Annotated in this window: 15 protein-coding genes; 8 read left to right on the forward strand and 7 right to left on the reverse strand. The window is 44.3% G+C overall.

The window, feature by feature from the left end; translation table 11 throughout:
* Positions 1 to 5 precede the first annotated feature (5 nt).
* From FEK29_RS01925 to FEK29_RS01940, 4 genes are all read left to right on the forward strand, one after another.
* Positions 6 to 1,748 carry a RagB/SusD family nutrient uptake outer membrane protein gene (locus FEK29_RS01925; protein ID WP_138256712.1) on the forward strand — a complete coding sequence of 581 codons (1,743 nt, stop codon included), beginning with the start codon at positions 6 to 8 and terminating at the stop codon, positions 1,746 to 1,748.
* Positions 1,749 to 1,846: 98 nt separating this feature from the next.
* Positions 1,847 to 2,746 (forward strand): carbohydrate kinase family protein, encoded by a 900-nt coding sequence (locus FEK29_RS01930; protein WP_138256713.1) that lies wholly within the window; start codon positions 1,847 to 1,849, stop codon positions 2,744 to 2,746.
* A gap of 634 nt (positions 2,747 to 3,380) precedes the next feature.
* Positions 3,381 to 3,758, forward strand: a complete 378-nt coding sequence (locus FEK29_RS01935) for a plasmid mobilization protein (protein ID WP_138256714.1) — start codon at positions 3,381 to 3,383, stop codon at positions 3,756 to 3,758.
* A 5-nt stretch (positions 3,759 to 3,763) separates the two neighbouring features.
* Positions 3,764 to 6,067 carry a relaxase/mobilization nuclease domain-containing protein gene (locus FEK29_RS01940; RefSeq protein WP_138256715.1) on the forward strand — a complete coding sequence of 768 codons (2,304 nt, stop codon included), beginning with the start codon at positions 3,764 to 3,766 and terminating at the stop codon, positions 6,065 to 6,067.
* Between the two features lie 150 nt (positions 6,068 to 6,217).
* Here FEK29_RS01940 and FEK29_RS01945 read toward each other — a convergent pair whose 3' ends face one another.
* Both FEK29_RS01945 and FEK29_RS01950 read right to left on the reverse strand, forming a co-directional pair.
* Positions 6,218 to 7,531 (reverse strand): tyrosine-type recombinase/integrase, encoded by a 1,314-nt coding sequence (locus FEK29_RS01945; RefSeq protein ID WP_138256716.1) that lies wholly within the window; start codon positions 7,529 to 7,531, stop codon positions 6,218 to 6,220.
* A 479-nt stretch (positions 7,532 to 8,010) separates the two neighbouring features.
* Positions 8,011 to 9,258, reverse strand: coding sequence for a mechanosensitive ion channel family protein (locus tag FEK29_RS01950; RefSeq protein ID WP_138256717.1), 1,248 nt, complete (start codon positions 9,256 to 9,258; stop codon positions 8,011 to 8,013).
* A gap of 137 nt (positions 9,259 to 9,395) precedes the next feature.
* Here FEK29_RS01950 and FEK29_RS01955 point away from each other — a divergent pair, with 137 nt between their 5' ends.
* From FEK29_RS01955 to FEK29_RS01965, 3 genes are read left to right on the forward strand one after another with little or no spacing between them, the layout of a single operon-like run.
* Positions 9,396 to 11,735, forward strand: a complete 2,340-nt coding sequence (locus FEK29_RS01955; protein ID WP_138256718.1) for a PSD1 and planctomycete cytochrome C domain-containing protein — start codon at positions 9,396 to 9,398, stop codon at positions 11,733 to 11,735.
* 4 nt (positions 11,736 to 11,739) lie between these two features.
* The gene (locus FEK29_RS01960) at positions 11,740 to 13,194 is read left to right on the forward strand and encodes a DUF1501 domain-containing protein (protein ID WP_138256719.1); all 1,455 of its coding nucleotides are present in this window, start codon (positions 11,740 to 11,742) and stop codon (positions 13,192 to 13,194) included.
* A 4-nt stretch (positions 13,195 to 13,198) separates the two neighbouring features.
* Positions 13,199 to 14,638, forward strand: a complete 1,440-nt coding sequence (locus FEK29_RS01965) for a c-type cytochrome domain-containing protein (protein WP_138256720.1) — start codon at positions 13,199 to 13,201, stop codon at positions 14,636 to 14,638.
* Positions 14,639 to 14,986: 348 nt separating this feature from the next.
* Here FEK29_RS01965 and FEK29_RS01970 read toward each other — a convergent pair whose 3' ends face one another.
* Complete coding sequence (locus FEK29_RS01970; protein ID WP_240042639.1) at positions 14,987 to 16,282, reverse strand: alpha/beta hydrolase family protein; 1,296 nt, start codon at positions 16,280 to 16,282, stop codon at positions 14,987 to 14,989.
* 639 nt (positions 16,283 to 16,921) lie between these two features.
* Between FEK29_RS01970 and FEK29_RS01975 the strand changes: the two genes are divergently transcribed.
* Positions 16,922 to 17,377, forward strand: coding sequence for a nucleoside deaminase (locus FEK29_RS01975; protein ID WP_138256721.1), 456 nt, complete (start codon positions 16,922 to 16,924; stop codon positions 17,375 to 17,377).
* A gap of 367 nt (positions 17,378 to 17,744) precedes the next feature.
* Here FEK29_RS01975 and FEK29_RS01980 read toward each other — a convergent pair whose 3' ends face one another.
* The 4 genes from FEK29_RS01980 to FEK29_RS01995 form a co-directional block, all read right to left on the reverse strand.
* Positions 17,745 to 18,116, reverse strand: coding sequence for a hypothetical protein (locus FEK29_RS01980; RefSeq protein WP_138256722.1), 372 nt, complete (start codon positions 18,114 to 18,116; stop codon positions 17,745 to 17,747).
* Positions 18,117 to 18,133: 17 nt separating this feature from the next.
* Positions 18,134 to 18,445, reverse strand: a complete 312-nt coding sequence (locus FEK29_RS01985) for a hypothetical protein (protein ID WP_138256723.1) — start codon at positions 18,443 to 18,445, stop codon at positions 18,134 to 18,136.
* Positions 18,446 to 18,517: 72 nt separating this feature from the next.
* Positions 18,518 to 20,704: a xanthine dehydrogenase family protein molybdopterin-binding subunit gene (locus FEK29_RS01990; RefSeq protein WP_138256724.1), complete on the reverse strand. Its 2,187-nt coding sequence runs from the start codon at positions 20,702 to 20,704 to the stop codon at positions 18,518 to 18,520.
* A 4-nt stretch (positions 20,705 to 20,708) separates the two neighbouring features.
* Positions 20,709 to 21,182 (reverse strand): (2Fe-2S)-binding protein, encoded by a 474-nt coding sequence (locus FEK29_RS01995; RefSeq protein WP_138256725.1) that lies wholly within the window; start codon positions 21,180 to 21,182, stop codon positions 20,709 to 20,711.
* Positions 21,183 to 21,212 lie beyond the last annotated feature (30 nt).

Below are 21,212 nucleotides of genomic sequence, written 5' to 3' on the forward strand. Positions count from 1 at the left end.
TAATCATGAAATATAATAAAATAATAACAACGGTGATATGCGCAACCCTTTCGCTCACTGCCTGTTCAGATAATTATTTAGAGTACGAACCTGAGGGGGTATTGTCCAGCGAAAACGTGGCAACCGCCGAGAATGCAGAATCTTTGGTCATTGCAGCATATGCAGGAATTGCCAATGATGAAATGATTGGACCATTAACACATCAATGGGTTTATGGTAGTGTACGTTCGGACGATGCTTATAAAGGCGGTGGCGGCCGAGGTGATGTTGACGTTGTAGATAAATATGAGCAATACAATCTCACTATTGCAGATATGGGAGATTGGATGGCGCCTAGAACGTGGACCGATTATTACAAGGCGATTTCTAGGGCAAACTTTGCACTATCTGTCATCAATGATATACCGGACAGTGAATATGCACAAAAAACAACTAGACAAGCAGAATTACGCTTTTTAAGAGCTCATTCGCATTTTATGTTAAAGTTGATTTTTAAAAAAATACCATATATCACCGAGAATTTAACCCAAGAAGAAATTGCACAGACCTCAAATGATGTAGATAATGATGCTTTATGGAATACAATCGCTGATGATTTTCTTTTTGCCTATGACAATCTACCACAAGCTCAAGATCAAGTTGGCAGGGCAGACCGAAATGCTGCTGCTGCATATTTAGCCAAATTAAGGTTGTTTCAAGCTTATGAGCAAAATGATCAACATCAAGTAACGAATATAAATACCTCACGTTTACAGGAGGTGATTGATTATGCGGATGAAGTTACCGGTAGTCTACAACCGGATTTTGGGGAAAATTTCTTGGATGGATTTGACAATGGACCAGAATCTATCTGGGCTGCCCAGTTTTCAATTAATGATGGTACAACTGTGGGAAGGGTGAGTTTTGTAACTGGGTTAAATTCGCCACATGGTACAGGGCTTTATGGCTGTTGTGGATTTCATTTGGCCAGTCAGAATATGGTAAATGCATTTAGGACTGATGGAAACGGACTTCCCTTATTGGAAACGTTTAATGACTCCGACATTTTCACCAACGTAGATGCAAATGGAATTACCCCCCCCGACAGTGGATTAAGTGTTGACCCAAGAATTGATCATACGGTGGGAATACCTGGAAGGCCTTATAAATATAGAAATACGGTAAATGATACAGGAGACATGGTATATAATTTTAGTTGGGCAAGAGATCCGGGAGTATATGGCTTTTTCGGGAATATGAAAGAGCAGCAAGCGCCTGATTGTTCGTGCTATGTTAAGGAAGGACCATTTGTGGGCACTTCCAAAAACGTTGATTTTATTAGGTATGCGGATGTTCTCCTCTGGAAGGCAGAAGCTTTAATTCAATTAGACCGATGGGATGAGGCCTTACCTATAATTAATCAAGTTAGAAATCGTGCTGCTGCTAGTACTCAAAGGCCTTTGGATGCAGGGGCAACTGATATTTATAACATAGGTACTTACGCTTCTTTTCCATCGAAGGAATATGCATGGCAGGCCTTAATGTTTGAAAGAAGATTGGAGTTTGCCATGGAAGGACATAGGTGGTATGATTTAGTAAGATGGGGAATTGCGGAGGAAACACTAAATGCATATTTGGCAGAAGAAAAGACTAAAAGAGATTTTCTCGCAAACGCTAGTTTTACAGCAGGTAGAGATGAATATTACCCAATACCACAAAGAGAAATTGATTTTACTGGTGGATTATATGTTCAAAATCCCGGGTATTAAATTTTCAAGGACAATAATAAGTTGAGTTAGTTTTGTTAGTTTGAAAGGCACGGGAAAATCTTTCCCGTGCCTTTTTATTACAGAATAATTGAAAATAAATGAAAAAATCAGTGCACAAAATGAAAGCAGTATGTTTTGGTGAAGTCCTTTTTGATAGTTTTCCAACTTATTCTAAAATTGGGGGAGCTCCCTTAAATGTTTCTCTAAGGTTACAATCTTTTGGGGTGGATGTATCGATTGTAAGTAGTATTGGTGACGACGAAAGAGGAAAAAAAATTATGAACCATCTAAACAATTCGGGAATAGATACTAGTTGTATTTACAAGCATGGGGATTTTCCGACTGGGGTGGTAAATGTGGGCTTGAATGATAAGGGAGTGGCTTCTTATGATATCCCCTATCCTGTAGCTTGGGATAAAATTCCTTTTTTAGATAAATATGCTAAATTGGTTAGGGATTCTAATTTCTTTGTATTCGGAACACTGGTATGTAGAGATAATGTTTCTAGGTCTACTCTGAAAGGATTATTAAAACAAGCTCGGTATAAAGTACTGGATGCAAATCTTAGGTTTCCCCATTATAATCCCAGGCTGTTGGTTGATTTAATGATGGAAGCTAATTTCATTAAGTTTAACGATGATGAGCTTTTCGAAATTGCAACTTTATTAGGGTCAAAATACAACTCTTTGGAACAAACCATAGTTTATGTTGCGACTAAGACTAATACGAAAACTATATGTGTAACAAAAGGCGCTTATGGTGCAACATTATATCAAAATAAATGCTTTTATTACAATAGTGGCTATAGAATAAAGGTAGTTGATACAGTTGGTTCCGGGGATTCTTTCTTGGCATCTCTCTTGTTTAAACTTTTCAGTGAACAAGGACCGCAAAAGGCGTTGGATTATGGATGTGCAGTTGGTGCAATGGTAGCTAGTTGTGAGGGAGCAAACCCTTTTCTTTCAAAAGAAAAGATTACTTTGTTTATGAATCCTTAAGAATGTAATTCTAGTATTGAAAAACAGGCCCTTTAAGTTATACTATAATCTAGAAGGTATTTCTTTGAACAAAGCTTTGTATTCGTGGTCTTTTTATAGGTTTAGCTAATCATCCTATTCTAGTATCCTTCAAAATGTCTTATATTTAAAAATAATTATTGCAATTTGGTTAACATCAATAATAGATTATTGGAGCTTATACGGGTTTACTAAATTATATCCTCCCCTGCGGAAGTCGGCCAGACCTTCCGCTCCGATTCTCCCATGCGGACACGCTTCGCCGGTCCGCAACGGTCGTCCTTCCGCTACAGGTCGACCGACCCCCTCGGTCCGCTAGAAAGAACAAGCGGCGTTCAACGCCCCTTGACCTTTCCTTCCCCTACCCACAAAACCGTCATCAACGGATTATTCGAAGATTTCAAAATCCCAGATTAGGCCAAATAAAATATCGGTTTGGCCCCATTTGTTCCTATATGAAACCATATGGTTTAGCAACATAAATAACTGATAATAAATTAGTTATAATATAAATTCTTCTGTTATATTTATCCGTGAAACGGATAGCGAGGTGTATTCTAAGTAACTTAGAATCGGCTACTTCTGGCGAAGTGTTTTGCTAAAAAGAGCATGGAAAATGGAACAAAGGAAAAGAGGCCGAAAACGATTGGGGAACAAGAAGCGTTACCATAACGTAATGCTCAGGTTCAACGATGCCGAATATGAAAGGTTGACGGCCATTTGCGAAAGCTATCATCTGGACATAACCCAAAGAGGGGTCATAAGCCCATTGCTGAGAAGAATGGTCCTGAACGGCAAAACAGAAGAAAAGGAAAGGTTACCCGATACTTTGGAGCTTGCATACCATATCAACAGGATAGGGAACAATATCAACCAATTGGTAAAGTCGGCGCACCATAAGAACCTAAGAAACCCTAATGGGAACTTGGGAGCGGAAATCAAAAGGACCAACGAACTTCTCTGCGAACTATTGGAGATTACGATGAAAGCATAAAAGATATGATAGCCAAGATAATTTACGGCCGAACCTGCAGGGGAACAATGAACTATGTCCTCGGTAAAGAAGGCATGCAGGTACTCGGCTACGGCAACACCTTTTCCCAGGACATCACCCCGAAGTTTTTCGGGAGCCTGCTCCATTTTCAGGGACAGCGCAACGCGACCAAGAACCGCTATGCCCATATCAGCCTGAACCTGCCCCACAACGAACATGTCGACGACAAAACCTTTTTTGAAATCTCGAAGGAGTACATGGAAAAGATGGGTTACGGGGAACAGCCCTACATGGTAACAAGACATAGCGACACCAAACATGAGCACGTACATATCGTAACCACCAATGTCAATGACAAGGGACAATTGCTGAGTCTCTACAATAGCAAGAGAAGGAGCATGGCCACCACCAGTTATCTTGAATCGAAATACGGCCTTGAACCTACCCCAAGGACGAAAAAGGAGAATGAACTCCCAATATTCAGATTACCGGAACTAAAGACCGAAAACGACGACACCCAAGGGACAAGATATTATATACAGGACGTATTGAACCGCATCCTACAGAAACATAAGGTCAGGAGTTTTGGGGAACTTGCCAGACTCGTCAAGCCTTATCACATTGAAATACGCAAGACCCAAAGCACATCGGGAAGGGTAGGGGTAGCCTTTGGACTGGACAACCGACAGGGATACCGAACAAGGTTTATCAACGGTTCCCAGGTACACCGACAAATGAGCGGCCCGAAACTCCAAAAGGTCTTTGACGGCCATAAAAGGTCTAAGCTGCTGCCGATGCACCGAAAGCGGCTGTTGAAACAGATAGAGACGACCTACAATTTATTTAGGACCATCCGTCCACACGACCTCAAGGAAGTGCTCAAGGAATATCAGGGCATGGATATCGCACTGGATATAAAGCTGGATACCATTGATGGGTATACCATCTATGATAAGTCAGGATATGTACTCAGGGAAAGGGAGCTTGGCAAACATCTGATGATGCAGGAGCGGTTGGATATTTTCGGCAATGGCGATGCATGGACCGAAATAAACATTCATAGCAAACAGTTCCAACTTGAAAAGGAAAAGCTGATAAGGGAAGCGATTCAAAATTCACATTTGAAATCAAGACGGCAAAAAGGACTGCTATCGGAACATATCGGGACCCTCAGGTTTACGGACATCGTTCCAATCCTGATGGAATCAAAAGAACATCGCTTCCTTGAAAAATATATGTCAGGGGAGCAGATACATACATTTAGGAAAAACCTAAAAGAAAACTTTCCCCAAATCCAACAACGGATACATGAAACAGAAACCAGAAGAGAAAAGGAAGCCCTACAGGGCAAGTTCGATTTGATAGGGGATATAGTAAGAAAAGGTGTTTTCGATGTAGGAACAACGGATGGGAGCGTTAGGCACCTGTTCCAAGCTCTTGGGGTCAGGTACCAAAATAACAAACTGCTGTTCGCCGATTCCGACAAATATTCCGTTCCTGTACCCTTAGGGCATTTGCCCTTACCGAAAAACATGGAGGAGCATGTTTTGGATGGCTTTGTCCGCCAGAACCATCTGATGATGGAAATGCTGATAAAGCAGGAAGCTGACAACAAATCCAAGCAAACGGCGATTTCCTTTTTTCTTCCGATGGTCTTTCCCGGACTGTTCGAACGCATGAATACAGATTATAAACAACGATATGAAAGCCTCGCTCTAGGTGCGTACCTCAAACATGCCGAACGGATGCATGCATCCTTCGAGAAATCCTCAAAGGACTATATCACATTTTTCAATGCCAAAGGATTCTATTTTGAGAAAGGAGAGAACGGATTTATCGTCAAATCCATTTACACCGGCATAAACTCAAGTTACCCGATACCGAAGCGGACAAGTCTTTATTTAAGTTCCATTCCCGACTTGGGAACGACCTTAAAGCAACAGCATCTGGTTTTGGAAAATCTCATCAAAACAAGAAGAAATAATCTGAAAAACCTTTGGGCCGGCCATTTGATGGAACTGGGCCAGTACGATAGGGTCGCTTATATGCTGACAGATGAAAGCGCTTACCCCAACCTTTATCCAGAAATAGTGCGATATCACATGGACAAGGGACTCCGTAAAACCATACAAGAGAGAACAACAAAGAAATCCGCTATCCAGCAAAACCGACTATTGAGAAAGGGCGTTCATGCAATCGGCTCACTATTGGACAAACCGACAGGGAACCAGGAGGAAGGTTACAACGGATTTAAGGACGAACTTACAGACTACAGTAAGCGAAAAAAGAATAGGGGAATTTCATTTTAGGGGCAAAAGGGACTAATGGCACGGAATCTGCTTCAGGATTTTTTGTGGTTAGGGGGAAAAATACAGGTGCATAAAAAAGAACATCAAACAGTTACAATGATTTTAAAACCTTAATAGTTAGAAAGTATAATATTTGAGTTTAGTTATTCTCTATGATGAAGTGATTTTGGCATTTATTTCGTCCAGAATTTTTTCCGAAACGCTTCTGCCATAGTGCTTTTCCGTTACCTGTACACTGGAATGTCCCAACCCCGATGAAATCTTTCGGATATCAATACCCATATCCAAGCCAATGTTTGTCCAAGTATCCCGTAATGTGTAGGTAGTGATTTTTTTATCAATGCCAGCAAGAGCTGCAATTTGACCAGCGTACTTATTGAAAATTTTAATTTTTCCTTTATTGACCTTATAAAGACGTTCAGTCGAAGTACTATTTGGGATAATTGGAAAAAGATACTCATTATCATCTTGACCGTTTAAATAGTGGTTGATGATTTCCAAAGACTCATCGTTCTGAAGTACACTGAAATAATCACCCTCATAGTGTGTTTTTTTGCGAAAATATTTGATACGATTATCCACAAATTGAAAGCGTTTTAAAATGGCCATATCGAAAAAATTCATACCCATGTTATTGAACATGAAAAGTAGATAGTTGCGATTGTCCCAGATAGGGGTATACGGTGTCAACTCTAATTTTCGGATTTTTTGGATATCCTGTAAATCGATTGGTGTTGGTGCATTTGCGTGGCTTTTCTTTTTAATGTTCGACAAGGGTTTGTGGTCTTTCAAATCTTCATAGGTTTTCCTTGCATCGTTCATAATGGCCTGCAGACTTCTAAGAAATATGGCCGGAGTATTTTTTGAGGTGTAACGATTTAATAGGTAAGCTTTGAAGTCTTTCGAGAAACCATAATCGATGGCCTTAATCTCCATATCGAAATTCTTGAATTCTTCTAAAGGTATCATTTTGTCATCCTTGATTTCAAATAAGGATTTGATTTTGGAATCCTCCAAACCTTTTAAATGTCGCCTATATTTAATTAAAGATTTTAAGGCATCCTCATAAGAACTTGCAGTCGAAAACCTTCCTTCAATACGCAGTCGGTTCAAATATTTTGCGCCATGATTCAAAATGGTGCGGGATTGCGATTTTTTAAAGAATCGTTGTTCGATTTCTGATTTTAGGCGATTCATTTCCCAATTTTTTATTTCTCCAGCGTGCTCATCCAGCCATAAATCCACATCTGAATATATCTTAATTGTTCTTTTAGTGTGGCGCACAGCGTTTATAACACCTTTAATTTTACCTGTGGTAAAATCATATTGATTCTCCTTTAAGTGCAAATTGAAAGGAATGTCGCGTGTTTTTCGGTTATGGCTGATGCGTAGGACCAAGGGAAATTTTTTACCTTTAATCGTGTTAGAGGCGCGTCTATCGAAGGTTACCTTAATTGTTGCCATAAGAAAAAGAGATTTTCATATAATTTTTTTCAGCGTGCTTTCAGCGTGCTTTTTTTGGTTTTGAATGGTCTAAAACGAATTTAAAGATAATTAAAAACCCCATAAAATGGGCGTTTCAGACCATATAAAATCATTTGAGACCATAAAGAGACTGACTCATAATCAGGGGGTCCCTGGTTCGAGCCCAGGTGGGACCACATCAAGCAGAAAACCCATACCGAAAGGTGTGGGTTTTTTCAATTTGGAAATATCCAAATGGGATTTGGCATTATTGAGAAATTGAAAAAACAGTTAGGGTCGTTTTGCGACCCTAGGTTTTCTATTTGCATAAGTGGTCTCCCTCTGGTCCATGAGCAAGGCGAACTAACCCAGGTGGGACCACTAAGTGGTCAAAAAGTCTTAGCGTAAGCTGGGACTTTTTTTGTGGAATGAACTTTTGGTGAGAATGGTATTATTGGGTCTTCAATTCGTTAAGATTCTCAAACGTCCTGTCCAAAATCCATCGGGAGCTCAAAAACCTTTAAATCGAAAAAGGGAAGGGCCGCCATTAGGTGATCGAAGATGTCTGCCATAACATATTCATAGTTTTCCCAACGCTTGTCCGCACTAAAGGCATAGATTTCCAAAGGGATGCCCTGAGGCGAGGGGGCCAATTGCCTTACCATGAGGGTCATGCCCTTGTTTACGGCAGAGTGGGTTTCCAGATAATCCGTAATATACTTGCGAAAGACGCCAATGTTGGTGAGGTTTCTACCGTTGATCGCCAGTTCCTTGTTCCGGCCATTTTCAATATTGAAGGCCATTATTTTTTCGTTTCTGTCGGACAAATACGGTTGTATCAATTGGATTTTTTTTAGCGCTTCCACATCCTTATCGGAGAGAAAACGAATACTTTTTTGACTGATGATCAAGGCCCTTTTGATCCGTCTTCCTCCCGATTCCTGCATGCCCCGCCAGTTTTTGAACGAGTCGGATATCAAGGCATAAGTGGGAATCGTGGTAATGGTCTTATCAAAATTCTGGACCTTTACCGTGGCAAGGTTGATCTCTATCACATCCCCGTCGGCTCCATATTTATCAAAAGTGATCCAGTCGCCTATGCGTACCATATCGTTGGCACTTACCTGGATACTTGCCACAAGACCCAAAATGGAATCCTTGAATATCAAAAGGATTATGGCCGAACCTGCACCCAAGGCCGTAAAGAATTTCCAGACCTGTACGTTGGTCACTATTGCCAGGATCGCCAAAATACCTACGGACCAGCCAAAAATCATAAATACCTGTATGTAGCTATCTAGGGGCTTGTCCCTAAACCTTGGTTTGGTCTTTAGGTAATCATTGATACTCCTGAACACACGTTTGATGATCGACAAGGCCAAGAGCACCAACACTACTTGCAGGGTTTTCATGGCGATGCCTCGGGCGAAGTCAAAATCTATAAAAGCGACGGGCACCGTTTTGAACAGGAGAAACATTGGTGCTAGATGGGCAAAGTACCTAGGCACCCTGTTGGCAACCAAAAAATTATCGAAATTGGTCTTTGATTGCCTGGCAATTCGTATGGAAAAGGCCCTTAAAAACTTCCAAATGACCCAGTCCAGAATCCATGCCAAAACGAGTACCGCGGCCATCAGGATGATCAGGTTTAGATATGCGGCAAGCGTTTCGCTGATTCCGGTTTTTAGCAGGTAGTCGTATAGTAGCCTGGTTGTTTCTTTTTCCATGCTGCAAAAGTATCAATTATTCCTATTATTTTTTTGGGCATCAACTACCGATACCTTTGTTGGAGGCTTGCTAAGTAATTGAAATTAAGGGTAAATTGATTACATTTAGAGGGCGACCGGATTTCAACCCATCCCAAATGAATTACAAAGTTATTACGGCCCTGGTTTTGGCAGCTATTATTGGCGGATTGTATGCCTATAAAGCGGGCCTTTTTGAATTCGAAAACGAAGAATATGCCAGCCTGTCGTTACCGGAAACGGTAGATTATAATTTTCATATAAAACCGATTCTCTCCGATAATTGCTATACCTGTCACGGTCCCGATGCCAATAAACGCAAGGCCGGACTGCGATTGGACGTTCAGGAATCCGCTTTATCGGAACTACCGGAATCGCCCGGTCACTTTGCGATTGTGCCTAAAAACCTTAGGGAGAGCAAGGCCTATCAAGCTATACTTTCTGAGGACCCCACAACACAGATGCCTCCCGCCGATTCCAAATTGTCCCTATCGGCCTATGAAAAAAAACTCATCAAAAAATGGATCGAGCAAGGGGCTCCATTTGAAAAGCATTGGGCGTACATCCCGCCTGAAAAATCGTCCCTTCCCGAAACCAAAAGCACTTGGGGGAACAATGAGATCGATGCCTTTGTTCTCAAAAAATTGGAAGAGCACAACTTGGTTCCTTCCCATAAAGCTTCCAATGAGACCTTGCTACGGAGAATCAGTTTGGATTTAACCGGATTGCCCCCTAATCCCGAAACGGTTTCCCAACTTTTGGCCCCGACTTCCCAAGATACCATAGCGCATATCATCGATACTTTTTTGGCCTCCCCGGCCTATGGCGAGCGTATGACCCAATCCTGGTTGGATGTTGCACGTTATGCGGATTCCCATGGCTATCAGGACGATAGCTATCGTACCATGTGGCCGTGGCGCGATTGGGTCATCCATGCCTTTAACAAGAACCTTCCGTACGATACCTTTTTAACCTGGCAGTTGGCGGGCGACCTCCTGCCCAATCCCACCAAGGAACAGATCTTGGCGACGGGATTCAACAGAAATCATCCCATAACCCAAGAGGGAGGGGTCATTCAGGAGGAATACAGGGTCAATTACGTGCTGGACCGTACCAACACCTTGGGAAAAGGGGTTTTAGGGCTTACGCTGGAATGTGCACGTTGCCATGACCATAAATACGACGCCATTTCCCAGAAGGACTATTTTGAAATGTTCGCCTTTTTCAACCAAGTGGATGAGAAGGGACTTCAGATGGATGCCGTGCAGGCCAAGAACCAAGCTTTTTTTGCCGACCCCCCGTTTATCCAGATTTCGGCAGCGGAGACCAATGGCGTGCTTTCCTTTATCAATATGAAGGATACCCCCAAGATCAACGTAATGGTCATGAACGATTCCGCACCCAAGACCACCTATATTTTAAACCGAGGGGAATACGACCAACCCACCGATTCCGTCCTTCCAAACACACCAAAATCGATATTCGCTTTTCCCGATAACCTTCCCAAAAACCGCCTGGGACTCGCGCAATGGCTCACGGACCAAAAGCATCCATTAACGGCCAGGGTATTCGTGAACCGCATCTGGGCCATGCTTTTTGGAAAGGGCCTTGTGGAAACCGTAGAGGATTTTGGGGTTCAGGGGAGCCTACCTACGCATCCGGAACTATTGGACTGGCTGGCAGTGGATTTCATGGAACACGGTTGGGACATCAAGTACCTGCTCAAAAAAATAATGCTTTCGACTACCTACCAACAAAAATCGGAGTTAAGGTCCGACTTGAAACTTTCGGACCCCGAAAATATATGGTGGGCACGAGCCCCTAGGTTTCGAATGAGCGGGGAAATGATTCGCGATTACATCCTTGCCACCAGTGGACTATTAAATCAGGAAATTGGGGGACCCAGCGTAAAGCCCTACCAACCTCCCGGTCTTTGGGAGGAAACGAATGCCGGCGGAAACAGGGGTGTCCTAACAAATTATATTCAGGACGAGGGTGCCGACCTCTACAGACGCTCCCTGTACACCTTTTGGAAAAGGACCCTGCCACCGCCCAACATGACCATTTTTGATGCGCCCACCCGCGATTTTTCGGAAGTTCGACGGCAAAAGACCAATACCCCTTTACAGGCCTTGGTGCTCCAGAACGATGTGCAGATCTTGGAAGCGGCCCGGGTATTAGCCCAAAACTTGGTCTATGAAGACCCAAATGGAAAAGAATATGTGACCGATGTCTTCAGGCGCATCCTAGTCCGGTCTCCCAAAGCGCAGGAATTGGCGGCACTCACCAATTATTACCAGGATGCCTTAAAAGGATATAGGGAGCGACAGGCAGAGGCGGAAAAATTGATTGCGGCAGGGGAATATCCCAGGCTGGAAACCGATGCCGCAAAGACGGCCGCACTCATGCTCACCGCACAGGTAATCTATAATTTGGACGAAACCATCACCAAAGAGTAAGCGTATGGAAGAACATAAAAACGAAAACCCTTTAAAGGTCAATAGACGCCACTTTTTTTCACAGTTGAGCGTGGGCATAGGTTCCTTGGCCTTAGGCTCCCTATTAATTCCCGATCTGTTCAAGAACGGCTCCAAAGAGTTGGCCCAACAACCTTTGGGCATCCCCCATTTTGCCCCCAAGGCAAAACGGGTCATCTATCTGTTTCAGGCCGGGGCGCCCTCGCAATTGGAAACCTTTGATTATAAACCGATGTTGCGCAAGCGCATGGGTGAAGATTTGCCGGAATCCATCCGAAACGGGCAACGGTTAACGGGCATGACGGCGAATCAGGAAAAGTTTCCGTTGATGCCGCCGGCCGTCAACTTCAGGCAACATGGACAAAGTGGTACCTGGATCAGTGATTTTTTTCCGTATACGGCTAAAATTGCCGATGAGATCACGGTCATCCGCAGTATGCATACCGAAGCAATCAACCACGATCCCGCCATCACCTTTTTTCAGACCGGAAGCCAGATATCCGGTAGGCCCAGTATGGGTTCTTGGATGAGTTATGGCCTGGGCAGCGAAAATAAGAACCTGCCTTCTTTTGTGGTTCTGACCTCTAGGGGAGATGGCAATAGCCAAGGGCTCTATTCAAAACTTTGGTCCAGCGGGTTTTTGGATTCCAAGCACCAAGGGGTGCTGTTGCGTTCCGGAAAGGACCCCGTACTCTATCTCAATGACCCGGAGGGTATTTCCCGATCGGAAAAACGAGACCTCTTGAACGAGGTATCCATATTGAACAAGCTACATCATGTGGAGACGGGCGATGACGAGATAGAATCGCGTATTGCCCAATATGAAATGGCGTATCGCATGCAGATGTCGGTTCCCGATGTCATGGACATTTCCAAGGAACCCAAATCCATTATCGACCTATATGGCGAGGATTGCCAGGTACCCGGAACCTATGCGGCCAATGCGCTTCAAGCAAGAAGATTGGCGGAGAACGGGGTGAGGTTCATACAATTATACCATCAGGGCTGGGACCAGCACGGCAATCTGCCCAACGAAATGGCGGGTCAGGCGAAGGATGTTGACCAAGCCTCGGCCGCTTTGGTTTTGGATCTGAAACAACGGGGCATGTTGGAGGATACCTTGGTAATCTGGGGAGGAGAATTCGGAAGGGGCAATTACTGCCAAGGAAAGTTCGACCCGGCCAATTATGGCAGGGACCACCACCCCAGAGCCTTCAGTATCTGGATGGCCGGTGGGGGCATAAAGCAAGGCTTGAATTACGGTCAGACCGATGAATTTGGGTACAATGTCATTGAAAATCCGGTACATATCAACGATTTTCATGCAACCTTGATGTATGCCTTGGGACTGGACCATGAACAGCTTACGTACAAATATCAGGGACGTCGTTTTCGACTGACGGACGTGGCCGGGAATGTCATCAAAGACCTTTTAGCATAACCCGATGACAAAGTCTACGCAAAAACGCTGGGTGGACTACCTCATTTTGGGGCTTTCCGTCTTTTTGGTTTTCTGCCTGCTGTTTGAATCCTACATGGAATTGCCGGCGTGGGTATCCTGGTTGGGACGGTGGCATCCCTTGGTGCTGCATTTCCCCATTGTGCTGCTGCTCATCGCCATTTTCTTGGGCCTAACGGGTAAAAATGTGCCGAAAAGGTTGCTAATAGTTGCGGTAGTATCGGCCTTGATTACGGCCATATCAGGCTTTTTTCTAGGGAAGGACACCTTGGTAAAAGGGGATCTCCTCGTTTGGCATCAATGGTTGGGCGGGGCCCTGGCCTTGCTATCGGCTGTATGGTATGCCTTTGTAAATATGTTTCCATCCCGTGCAGTGTATCAGAAAGCTGTTCAGGTCGTACTCATAGGACTTATAGGGTTTACGGGCCACTATGGGGGAATGGTCACCCATGGCGCCGATTTTTTGGCCTTTCCACAAAGCAAAAGACAGGATAAAATGCCCGAAAACCCGAATATTTATTCGGATGTCGTGATGCGTATTTTGGACAATACCTGCGTATCCTGCCACAATCCCAACAAACAAAAAGGCGAACTCTGGATGACAAGCCTTGACGAACTTTTTAAAGGGGGAGAACACGGCCCGGCCGTGGTACCCGGAGATTTGGAAAAGAGTTTGTTGGTACGGCGCGTACGGCTGCCCAAAGAGGACGAGGACCATATGCCACCGGAGGGGAAGACCCCATTGAGCGAACTCGAAATCAATATCTTGGAACGTTGGATCGCCCTGGGCGCTCCCGATACGGTACGACTGGACCAGCTAGAACCCTCGGAACCGCTGGTAGGGCTCATACAGGAATTGAGGACGCTGGACCCGGAAGAAAAATGGCGGAGTTTTGCCTCGGTTGTGGATAGTACCTTGCAGAACCTGTCCTCGGACTATCTCACCATTGAAAGAATGGCGGCCAACTCCAACGCCCTTAGTGTGGACGTCTATGCGCCACCAACCTATGACCCCAAACCGATAACGGATTTAAAACGGGTAGCGAACAACCTCGTGGAACTGGATGTGAGCGGCCTGCCTGTTGGCACTGCGGAGATGGCCACAATCGCCTCCTGTACGAATCTGGAATGGTTGGAAATTGATGGAACCCCGTTGACGGACGAGGAGTTACAATCGCTTACGAATTTGCAGAACCTGACCCTCCTCAAGGTATACCAAACGGGAATAACGGACCGGAGCGTAGAATTTTTTAAGCAATTGCCGAAGCTCTCCAAACTCTATATTTGGGATACGAATATCTCCGAAGCGGCTCTGGAAGCCCTTCAAAAAGAGCGCCCTGCGCTTCAGGTATACAAGGGCATAGACCCCAAGATCAAGGACTTTTTTGTAACGACCGATTCCACGGATACCAGCAGTCTCCAATAAGTTTGCCCTTTAATAAGAAACTGTTTACCAAAATGCTTTCCCGTTTTAATGTTCCATCACAAATGCCATTGGTCAAGAGAAGAGTCCACCAAACAAAAATGCTAACCAAGGGTAGGTTTTTGTTGTTGCACCAAGTGAGGTGGTCTACCTATCTTTAACTAGCCTCTTTTTGTTTATCAAAATGAGTATTATTTGTCAAGGTACATCAACGACTTTAGCGATAAATGCCCTTAAGCAAAACTTTAGGTCAATAAATGGACCTGTAAAGAACACTGTCTTGAATGGTTTTGGACCAAAAAGCCAAACCAAGACCTTATAATTTGCATCAGATTGAACTATCTATTTTTTCTATTCCATTCCCTGTGCATGTAACAATTCCATGCCGGTGGATGAGCGTGGTTTAAAACCGGGCCAATCCTTCTCATTGGAGTTTTTAGGAATGTCCAAGAGTAGGGAATGGTCCTCTCCCTTTAGATGGGTACCCAGAAATGCGGTGACAAAGTGTTGATTAACATTATTTATTTTACGCTGGTCCCATGAGGAATCTGCATAGCGATAATATTCATCCATGTGGAGTCCGGGCGCCAAGGATTCGGTCGGTGGTGGATTTGGGGCCACATTATGCCTTGCATTCATATAGGTAAGCAGGTATCGGTCTGCATTGATAGCTCCTTCATATAGGGCCTTGATACCATTTTCATAGCCGGATATATCATCCTGACTGCCGGCAATGAAAAAAGTGGGTTTTTTTAACCCTTTTAACCCTTCAGCATGCCAAATCCCCCGCGCCATACCCCAAGGGGCAAAGGCTACGACCGCCTTTATGCGTGGATCAATGGATTCTTGATAATCGGGATTGCTAGCTACAAGGGATTGGATAGCCGTGCTGCCCCCTGTCATTTGTCCGAAGAAACCAGCAGCACCATCACTATAACCCGCACCACCCACATTTAAAACACCATAGCCGCCCATGGAATAACCAATTATGCCCGTACGGTCTACATCCGTAATTTTCCCAAAGGGGGTATTGGTCAAAGCAGCCATTTCATTTAAAACAAATGTGATGTCCTTGGCCCTGTTCAGCAAGGTACTGTAAAACGCATTGGCGTCCCTAAAAGTAGAATCGGTATGGTCAATGGCAACAACTACATACCCTTTGGATGCTAAATTTTCTGTGAGATAGGTCATCAAATAGCGCGAACCTACATAGCCATGCGAAACTATTACCAAGGGAAAAGCACCTTCCGTTGTTTTTGGTGCTGCGTCTCTAACGGCCCTGCCTTTAAAAGTAAAGGGAATCAATGGGCGCAGGCTATCCCCACGCGTGCCCATTACTTCTTCATATGTCGTCAATACGTTGTTGGCTGATGCTACTGCTGCAGGATACCAAACTTCAACGGTCAGAGGTCGATCGTAAAGCACGTCCTTTCCTCCTTTAGAATTTAGGATGTCAATTTGATCTTTATGGAAGAGCTCCATGGTTTGGACCCCTACGGTGTGTTTGCCCCGTGCGGCAAGTTTCGGTGCATCCGGTAAGAGATCACCGTATAGAAATTCTTGTTGGGCGTTAAGCGTTTTTCCAGCACACAGTGCAAGAAAGAATATGGCCAAAAATGGCATGGAGCAGATTTTTTTACCTTTCATGATCGCGTTTTACGTTAGGTAATCAAGATACTTAAATTTGATTGTTTCCTAACAGCCAAGTCAAAATTTACAAGGCATTTGGGACATTACGATATTCCATAAGGCTATTTCGTTAAAATGGCCGGTATAGCCGCACGCTTTTAGGATGCGCTTTTGAATGTTGGGCCTAGTAGGTTCGATGCCTTCAGGAAAGTACTTTGGTATATTATAGGATAATCACGTATCTTGTAAAGGCCCACCCTGTTCGCAATTTCAATGTTCCCCCGAAATATGTTATTGCTGCTATCCAGAAATGGGCCTATTTTTACGGGAACAAAGAAAGGATGCGGAATCAAACTAAAAAATACCCAATTATGGGGATATTTTCGTTGGATATAAGAAGTAAAGTTTAATATTATAGGCAAATGCTTAAGAATTGAAAATATTGACAAATCAGAAATCCCACGGCATATTTTAATATTTTTCACACTTTCCTGTTTTTGGCTCAGCTTCCATTCGAAATGATATTTTCTATAAACCTTAAAAAAGGTATTGGTCATCAACTGAGAAAGATAGTTCCAAATAAAGATTATATCCCATGTTCGGGTGAACGAGCACGGTAGTCGCAATCAATCGACTTATCATTAACAACAAAACACCATGACACACGAGACCTATATGCAAATGGCCATCACAAAGGCCAAAGAGGGGAAAAGCGCTTCTACCGGAGGTGCTTTTGGGGCGGTAATCGTATTAAAAGATCAAGTGGTGTGCGCCGTACACAACCAAGTAAAAAAGGAACAGGACATTACGCAGCATGCGGAGCTACACGCCATTCAAATTGCGGCTAAAAAACTGGGTAAGGATGGCTTACAAGATTGTGTGCTATATACCAGTTGCGAACCTTGTATGATGTGTTTGGGAGCCTGTTATTGGGCGCAGTTTAAAGCCGTTTATTTTGGGGCCTCTGCGCAGGATGCCAAGGATTATGGATATGTGTATTCCAATTGTTACTACGAAATGGATAGCGACCAGCGACACAAGGAATTTAGAATGACGCAGCTATTGGCTAAGGAGGCCATATCGGTTTGGGAGGAAAAGGGTGTTTCTCGTTAAGTGAAATGGGAAGGGTTAGAGTTCGATACTTTTTCCATCGCCGATAAAGGTTTCAAAAACGATAGAATGGAATTTTAGATTTTTCACGTTCATTATATTCAGTTCAAAATGACATCGGGAGTGATTGGGTCATTTTGACTCAGCTCAGTGAACAAGCTGTGGACTGGCCGCTCAAGGCAGTTTTTTTACTAGAAAGCTTCTCGATACATTTTCGACTTCACTACCGTTCGTTTGAAAACACTCGAAGTGACAGAATGTTTATTCGATATTTTTTGGATTTCTATACTCGATTCGAAATGACATATTGGTCAATTTGTGTATCAGGTAACCGTTCGACACCTGCAAGCTATGGTCTACAAAATGATGATCATTCTGTACGTATTCTTCGCTCTAACCAAAAAAACAAGCACATTCCTGCGGCGTAGCAAAGTAAGTCCCAAGGGTCTTGTGTATAGCGCGCATTTATAATGGGCAGATATCCTTCGAAGTAGCCAGCGAATAGCAGGGTGACTGTGAAGCACAACATAGGGGGCAATTGCAATCTATTGTCCGATTTTATAAATCGCGCCCCTTCCAAACAAATTTTCAGCACAATGGGCATACACAAGAAATCGTTCAGATAATTATTTGCTAGTGCTGGAAGGGATATCTCCAAGCGTTGCGCCAAATAGATCAACACCGCAAAGAGTGAAAATACCTGAAAATAGTGTTTTTGAAATGTTAGAAAGACCTGCTTCATCGGAATGGTTTCAAATCCTAAGCCGCAATATATCCAAAAACCAACGCTAAAAAAGAACCTATGGCCAGTACCACAATCCAAATCGAGTAAAAAAAGCGGGCGGTATACCGGATGACTATATTCTCATGTTGCTTTGCGTCTTCAAAAAAGAGGGTTATTTTATTTTTTTTCTTTATCTTTTGGGTTTCTCTCTTTTCCTTTGCCTTTTGCTGGCGTTCAAGCTTTCTTTTTAAATTAATATTGATTATTTCCCCACAGTTTTTACAATAATCCCGATTTAAATTTTCGGTTCCACAATTTTGACAGGTTCTATAGGTGTCTACGGACATTTATTTTTAGTTGTTTTCGGGTTTATATGTATTGACTCCGAAATTCTTTTATTGATATTATAGACCATTACTCTAACTATTCAACACCGCCAACACCCGGTCTGGGGTAAAAGGTAGGTGCCGCAAGCGTTTGCCCGTCAATTTTAAAAAGGCATTGGCAATAGCCCCGGCCACCATGGGGGTAGCGGTCTCGCCCACACCTTCCGGATGTTCTGCTGTGGGAATAATCACCGTTTCAATACTATCGGGTACTTCCTGCATGCGCAAGAGTGGATAATTGTCGTAGTTGCTTTGTTGTACTTGGCCATCCACCAAGGTAATCTGTTCTTTGAGTACGGAGCTGATGCCCATAATAATGCCCCCTTCCATCTGGGCCTTTACATTGTCCGGTTGTACCACCACACCGGCATCCAGGGCGATCCAAAAATGGTGCACGTTGATTTTTCCCGTGTTGCGGTCCACCGAAATTTCACATACGCCGGTTCCCAAGGAACCATGTTCCACAAAGGCGACGCCTTTGGCCCGACCTTCGGGCAAGGGAGCTTCCCATTCCGAAATTTCGGCCACTTTTTCCAAGGTAGCCAGAGCGCGCGGGGAATCGGCCATCAGTTTTTTTCGCAATGCCACGGGATCTATGTTCTGGTCCTGGGCCACCTCATCCATCATGGCCTCAATAGCAAACTTATTTGGGCCATGCCCCACGGAACGCCAATGTTTTAGACGTACCCCATGCGAGGCTTCCCGCCATTCCACCCATTGGTTGGGGATGGCATAATGGTCGTTTCGGGTTCCGCCGGCCACCAGATTGCCACCATCGCCCACCACACAGTGCGAGAAACCGCTTAGGTTTCCTTGGGCATCGGCACTTACTTTGAGCCGCTGCAACGTCAAGGGTCTATAGGCTCCATAACGGACATCATCCTCTCGGGTCCATAGCAATTTTACAGGCTTCGGTGCCATTTGCTGTGCTAGGCGGCCACATTCCAGGACAAAATCGTTCATACTGCGTCTTCCAAAGCCTCCGCCTAAATATTGCAGGTGAACGTTAACAGCTTCGTGGGGAATGCCCAACAGATCAGGGATTCCCAATTTGGTATCCGGACCCTGCTGACTGCCTACCCAGACTTCGGCACTTTGGCCATCAGCAGCTACTTGAACCACCGCGTTGAGTGGTTCCATTTGGGCGTGGTAGACATAGTCGTTCTTGAAGTCGGCTTCATAGGTTTTGGCCGCCGTCCGAAACGCCTGACTTACATCTCCCACTTCATTAACGGTATTTCCTTTTTTTGGGGCACTGGCCATTTGGGCATACACATCGTAAATTTCCTGAGAGTTGAATCCGGAGGCCTGCGCATCGCTCCATGTGATGTCAAGAACTTTTTTAGCTGCCAAGGCAGCCTCCAAAGTACTTGCTACAATACCAATAGCATAGTCAAAAGGCACAACTTTTAAAACACCATCCATGGCCAGGATGTCCGATTCGTTGTTCAGGGTGGGTTTGGCCCCATGTAAGGCACCCCGTTCCAAAACACCATAGACCATATCGGGTAAACGAAGGTCGATGGCGAACTGGGCACTGCCGTCCACTTTTTGTGGGATTTCCGTACGGGGTATTTGACTTCCGATTAATTTAAAATCTTTAGGATCCTTTAATCCCCCATCATTAAAATCGGGCAAGGTTTCGGGCATGGTCAAATAGGCTACCAAGTCACCATAGGATATTTTTTGCCCGCTTTTTTCGTGAATGATCGTACTGGAACCCGTAGTCAATTCTTCGATGGGCACCTTCCAATGAGTTGCCGCGGAATGTAGCAACACATAACGGGCCTGAGCCCCCGCTTTGCGCATTACGGTATAATAGCTATTCGTGGTGCGGCTGCCCACAGTGAACATAAGCTTGGTGCCGGGTTGCCATCCCGGGGAACCGTAAATGTCCGATTCCTGGGGAGAAAATTCTACGTTCACGTTGGACCAATCCGCATCCATTTCTTCGGCAAAAATGACCGGAAGTGCCGTCATGGATCCCTGGCCCATTTCTGCCGCGGGATTGTAGATGGTTATCTGGCCATCTTCGGTGATGCGTACCCAAGCCGTGACGTCGTGTTTTGCGAATTGGCCTTGCATGCCTTTGGCATCCGTACAGGAGATTAAATTGGGCAATAGTCCCGAAACTCCAATAAAAAGGGCCGCTCCTCCAGAGGATTTTAGAAACTGCCTGCGGCCTACCGGTGCTATTGTTTTTTTGCTGATATTTTTCATGGCCTTAGGAAGTTGTAGTGGTTTGTTCCTTGGCCATTTCTATGGCCTCTAGGATGCGTAAATAGGTGCCACAACGGCAAAGCACCCCGTTCATATGGCTTTTGATTTCTTCTCGTGACGGATTCGGATTTTTTTCCAAGAGTGCGGCCGCCTGCATGATTTGCCCCGATTGGCAGTAGCCACATTGAGGTGCCTGCGCTTTTACCCACGCCTTTTGCAAGGGATGGTCACCATTTTCAGACAGACCTTCTATAGTCTTGATTTTCTGTCCATTGGCCACATTGTCCACTTGAAGGACACAGGCCCTGACCGGATTCCCATCCAAATGGATGGTGCAACTACCACATTGCGCGATACCGCAACTATATTTAGTACCCGTAAGTCCCAAGTGTTCCCGCAATACCCAAAGTAAAGAAGTGCCTTGGGCTACATCGACCTCATATGAGGTTCCATTAATATTCAGTGAATAGGTAGCCATAATCATTTAGTTTCCGTTAAGTTAGCAAAA

Source organism: Maribacter aurantiacus (genome assembly GCF_005780245.1).
Lineage (GTDB): Bacteria > Bacteroidota > Bacteroidia > Flavobacteriales > Flavobacteriaceae > Maribacter > Maribacter flavus.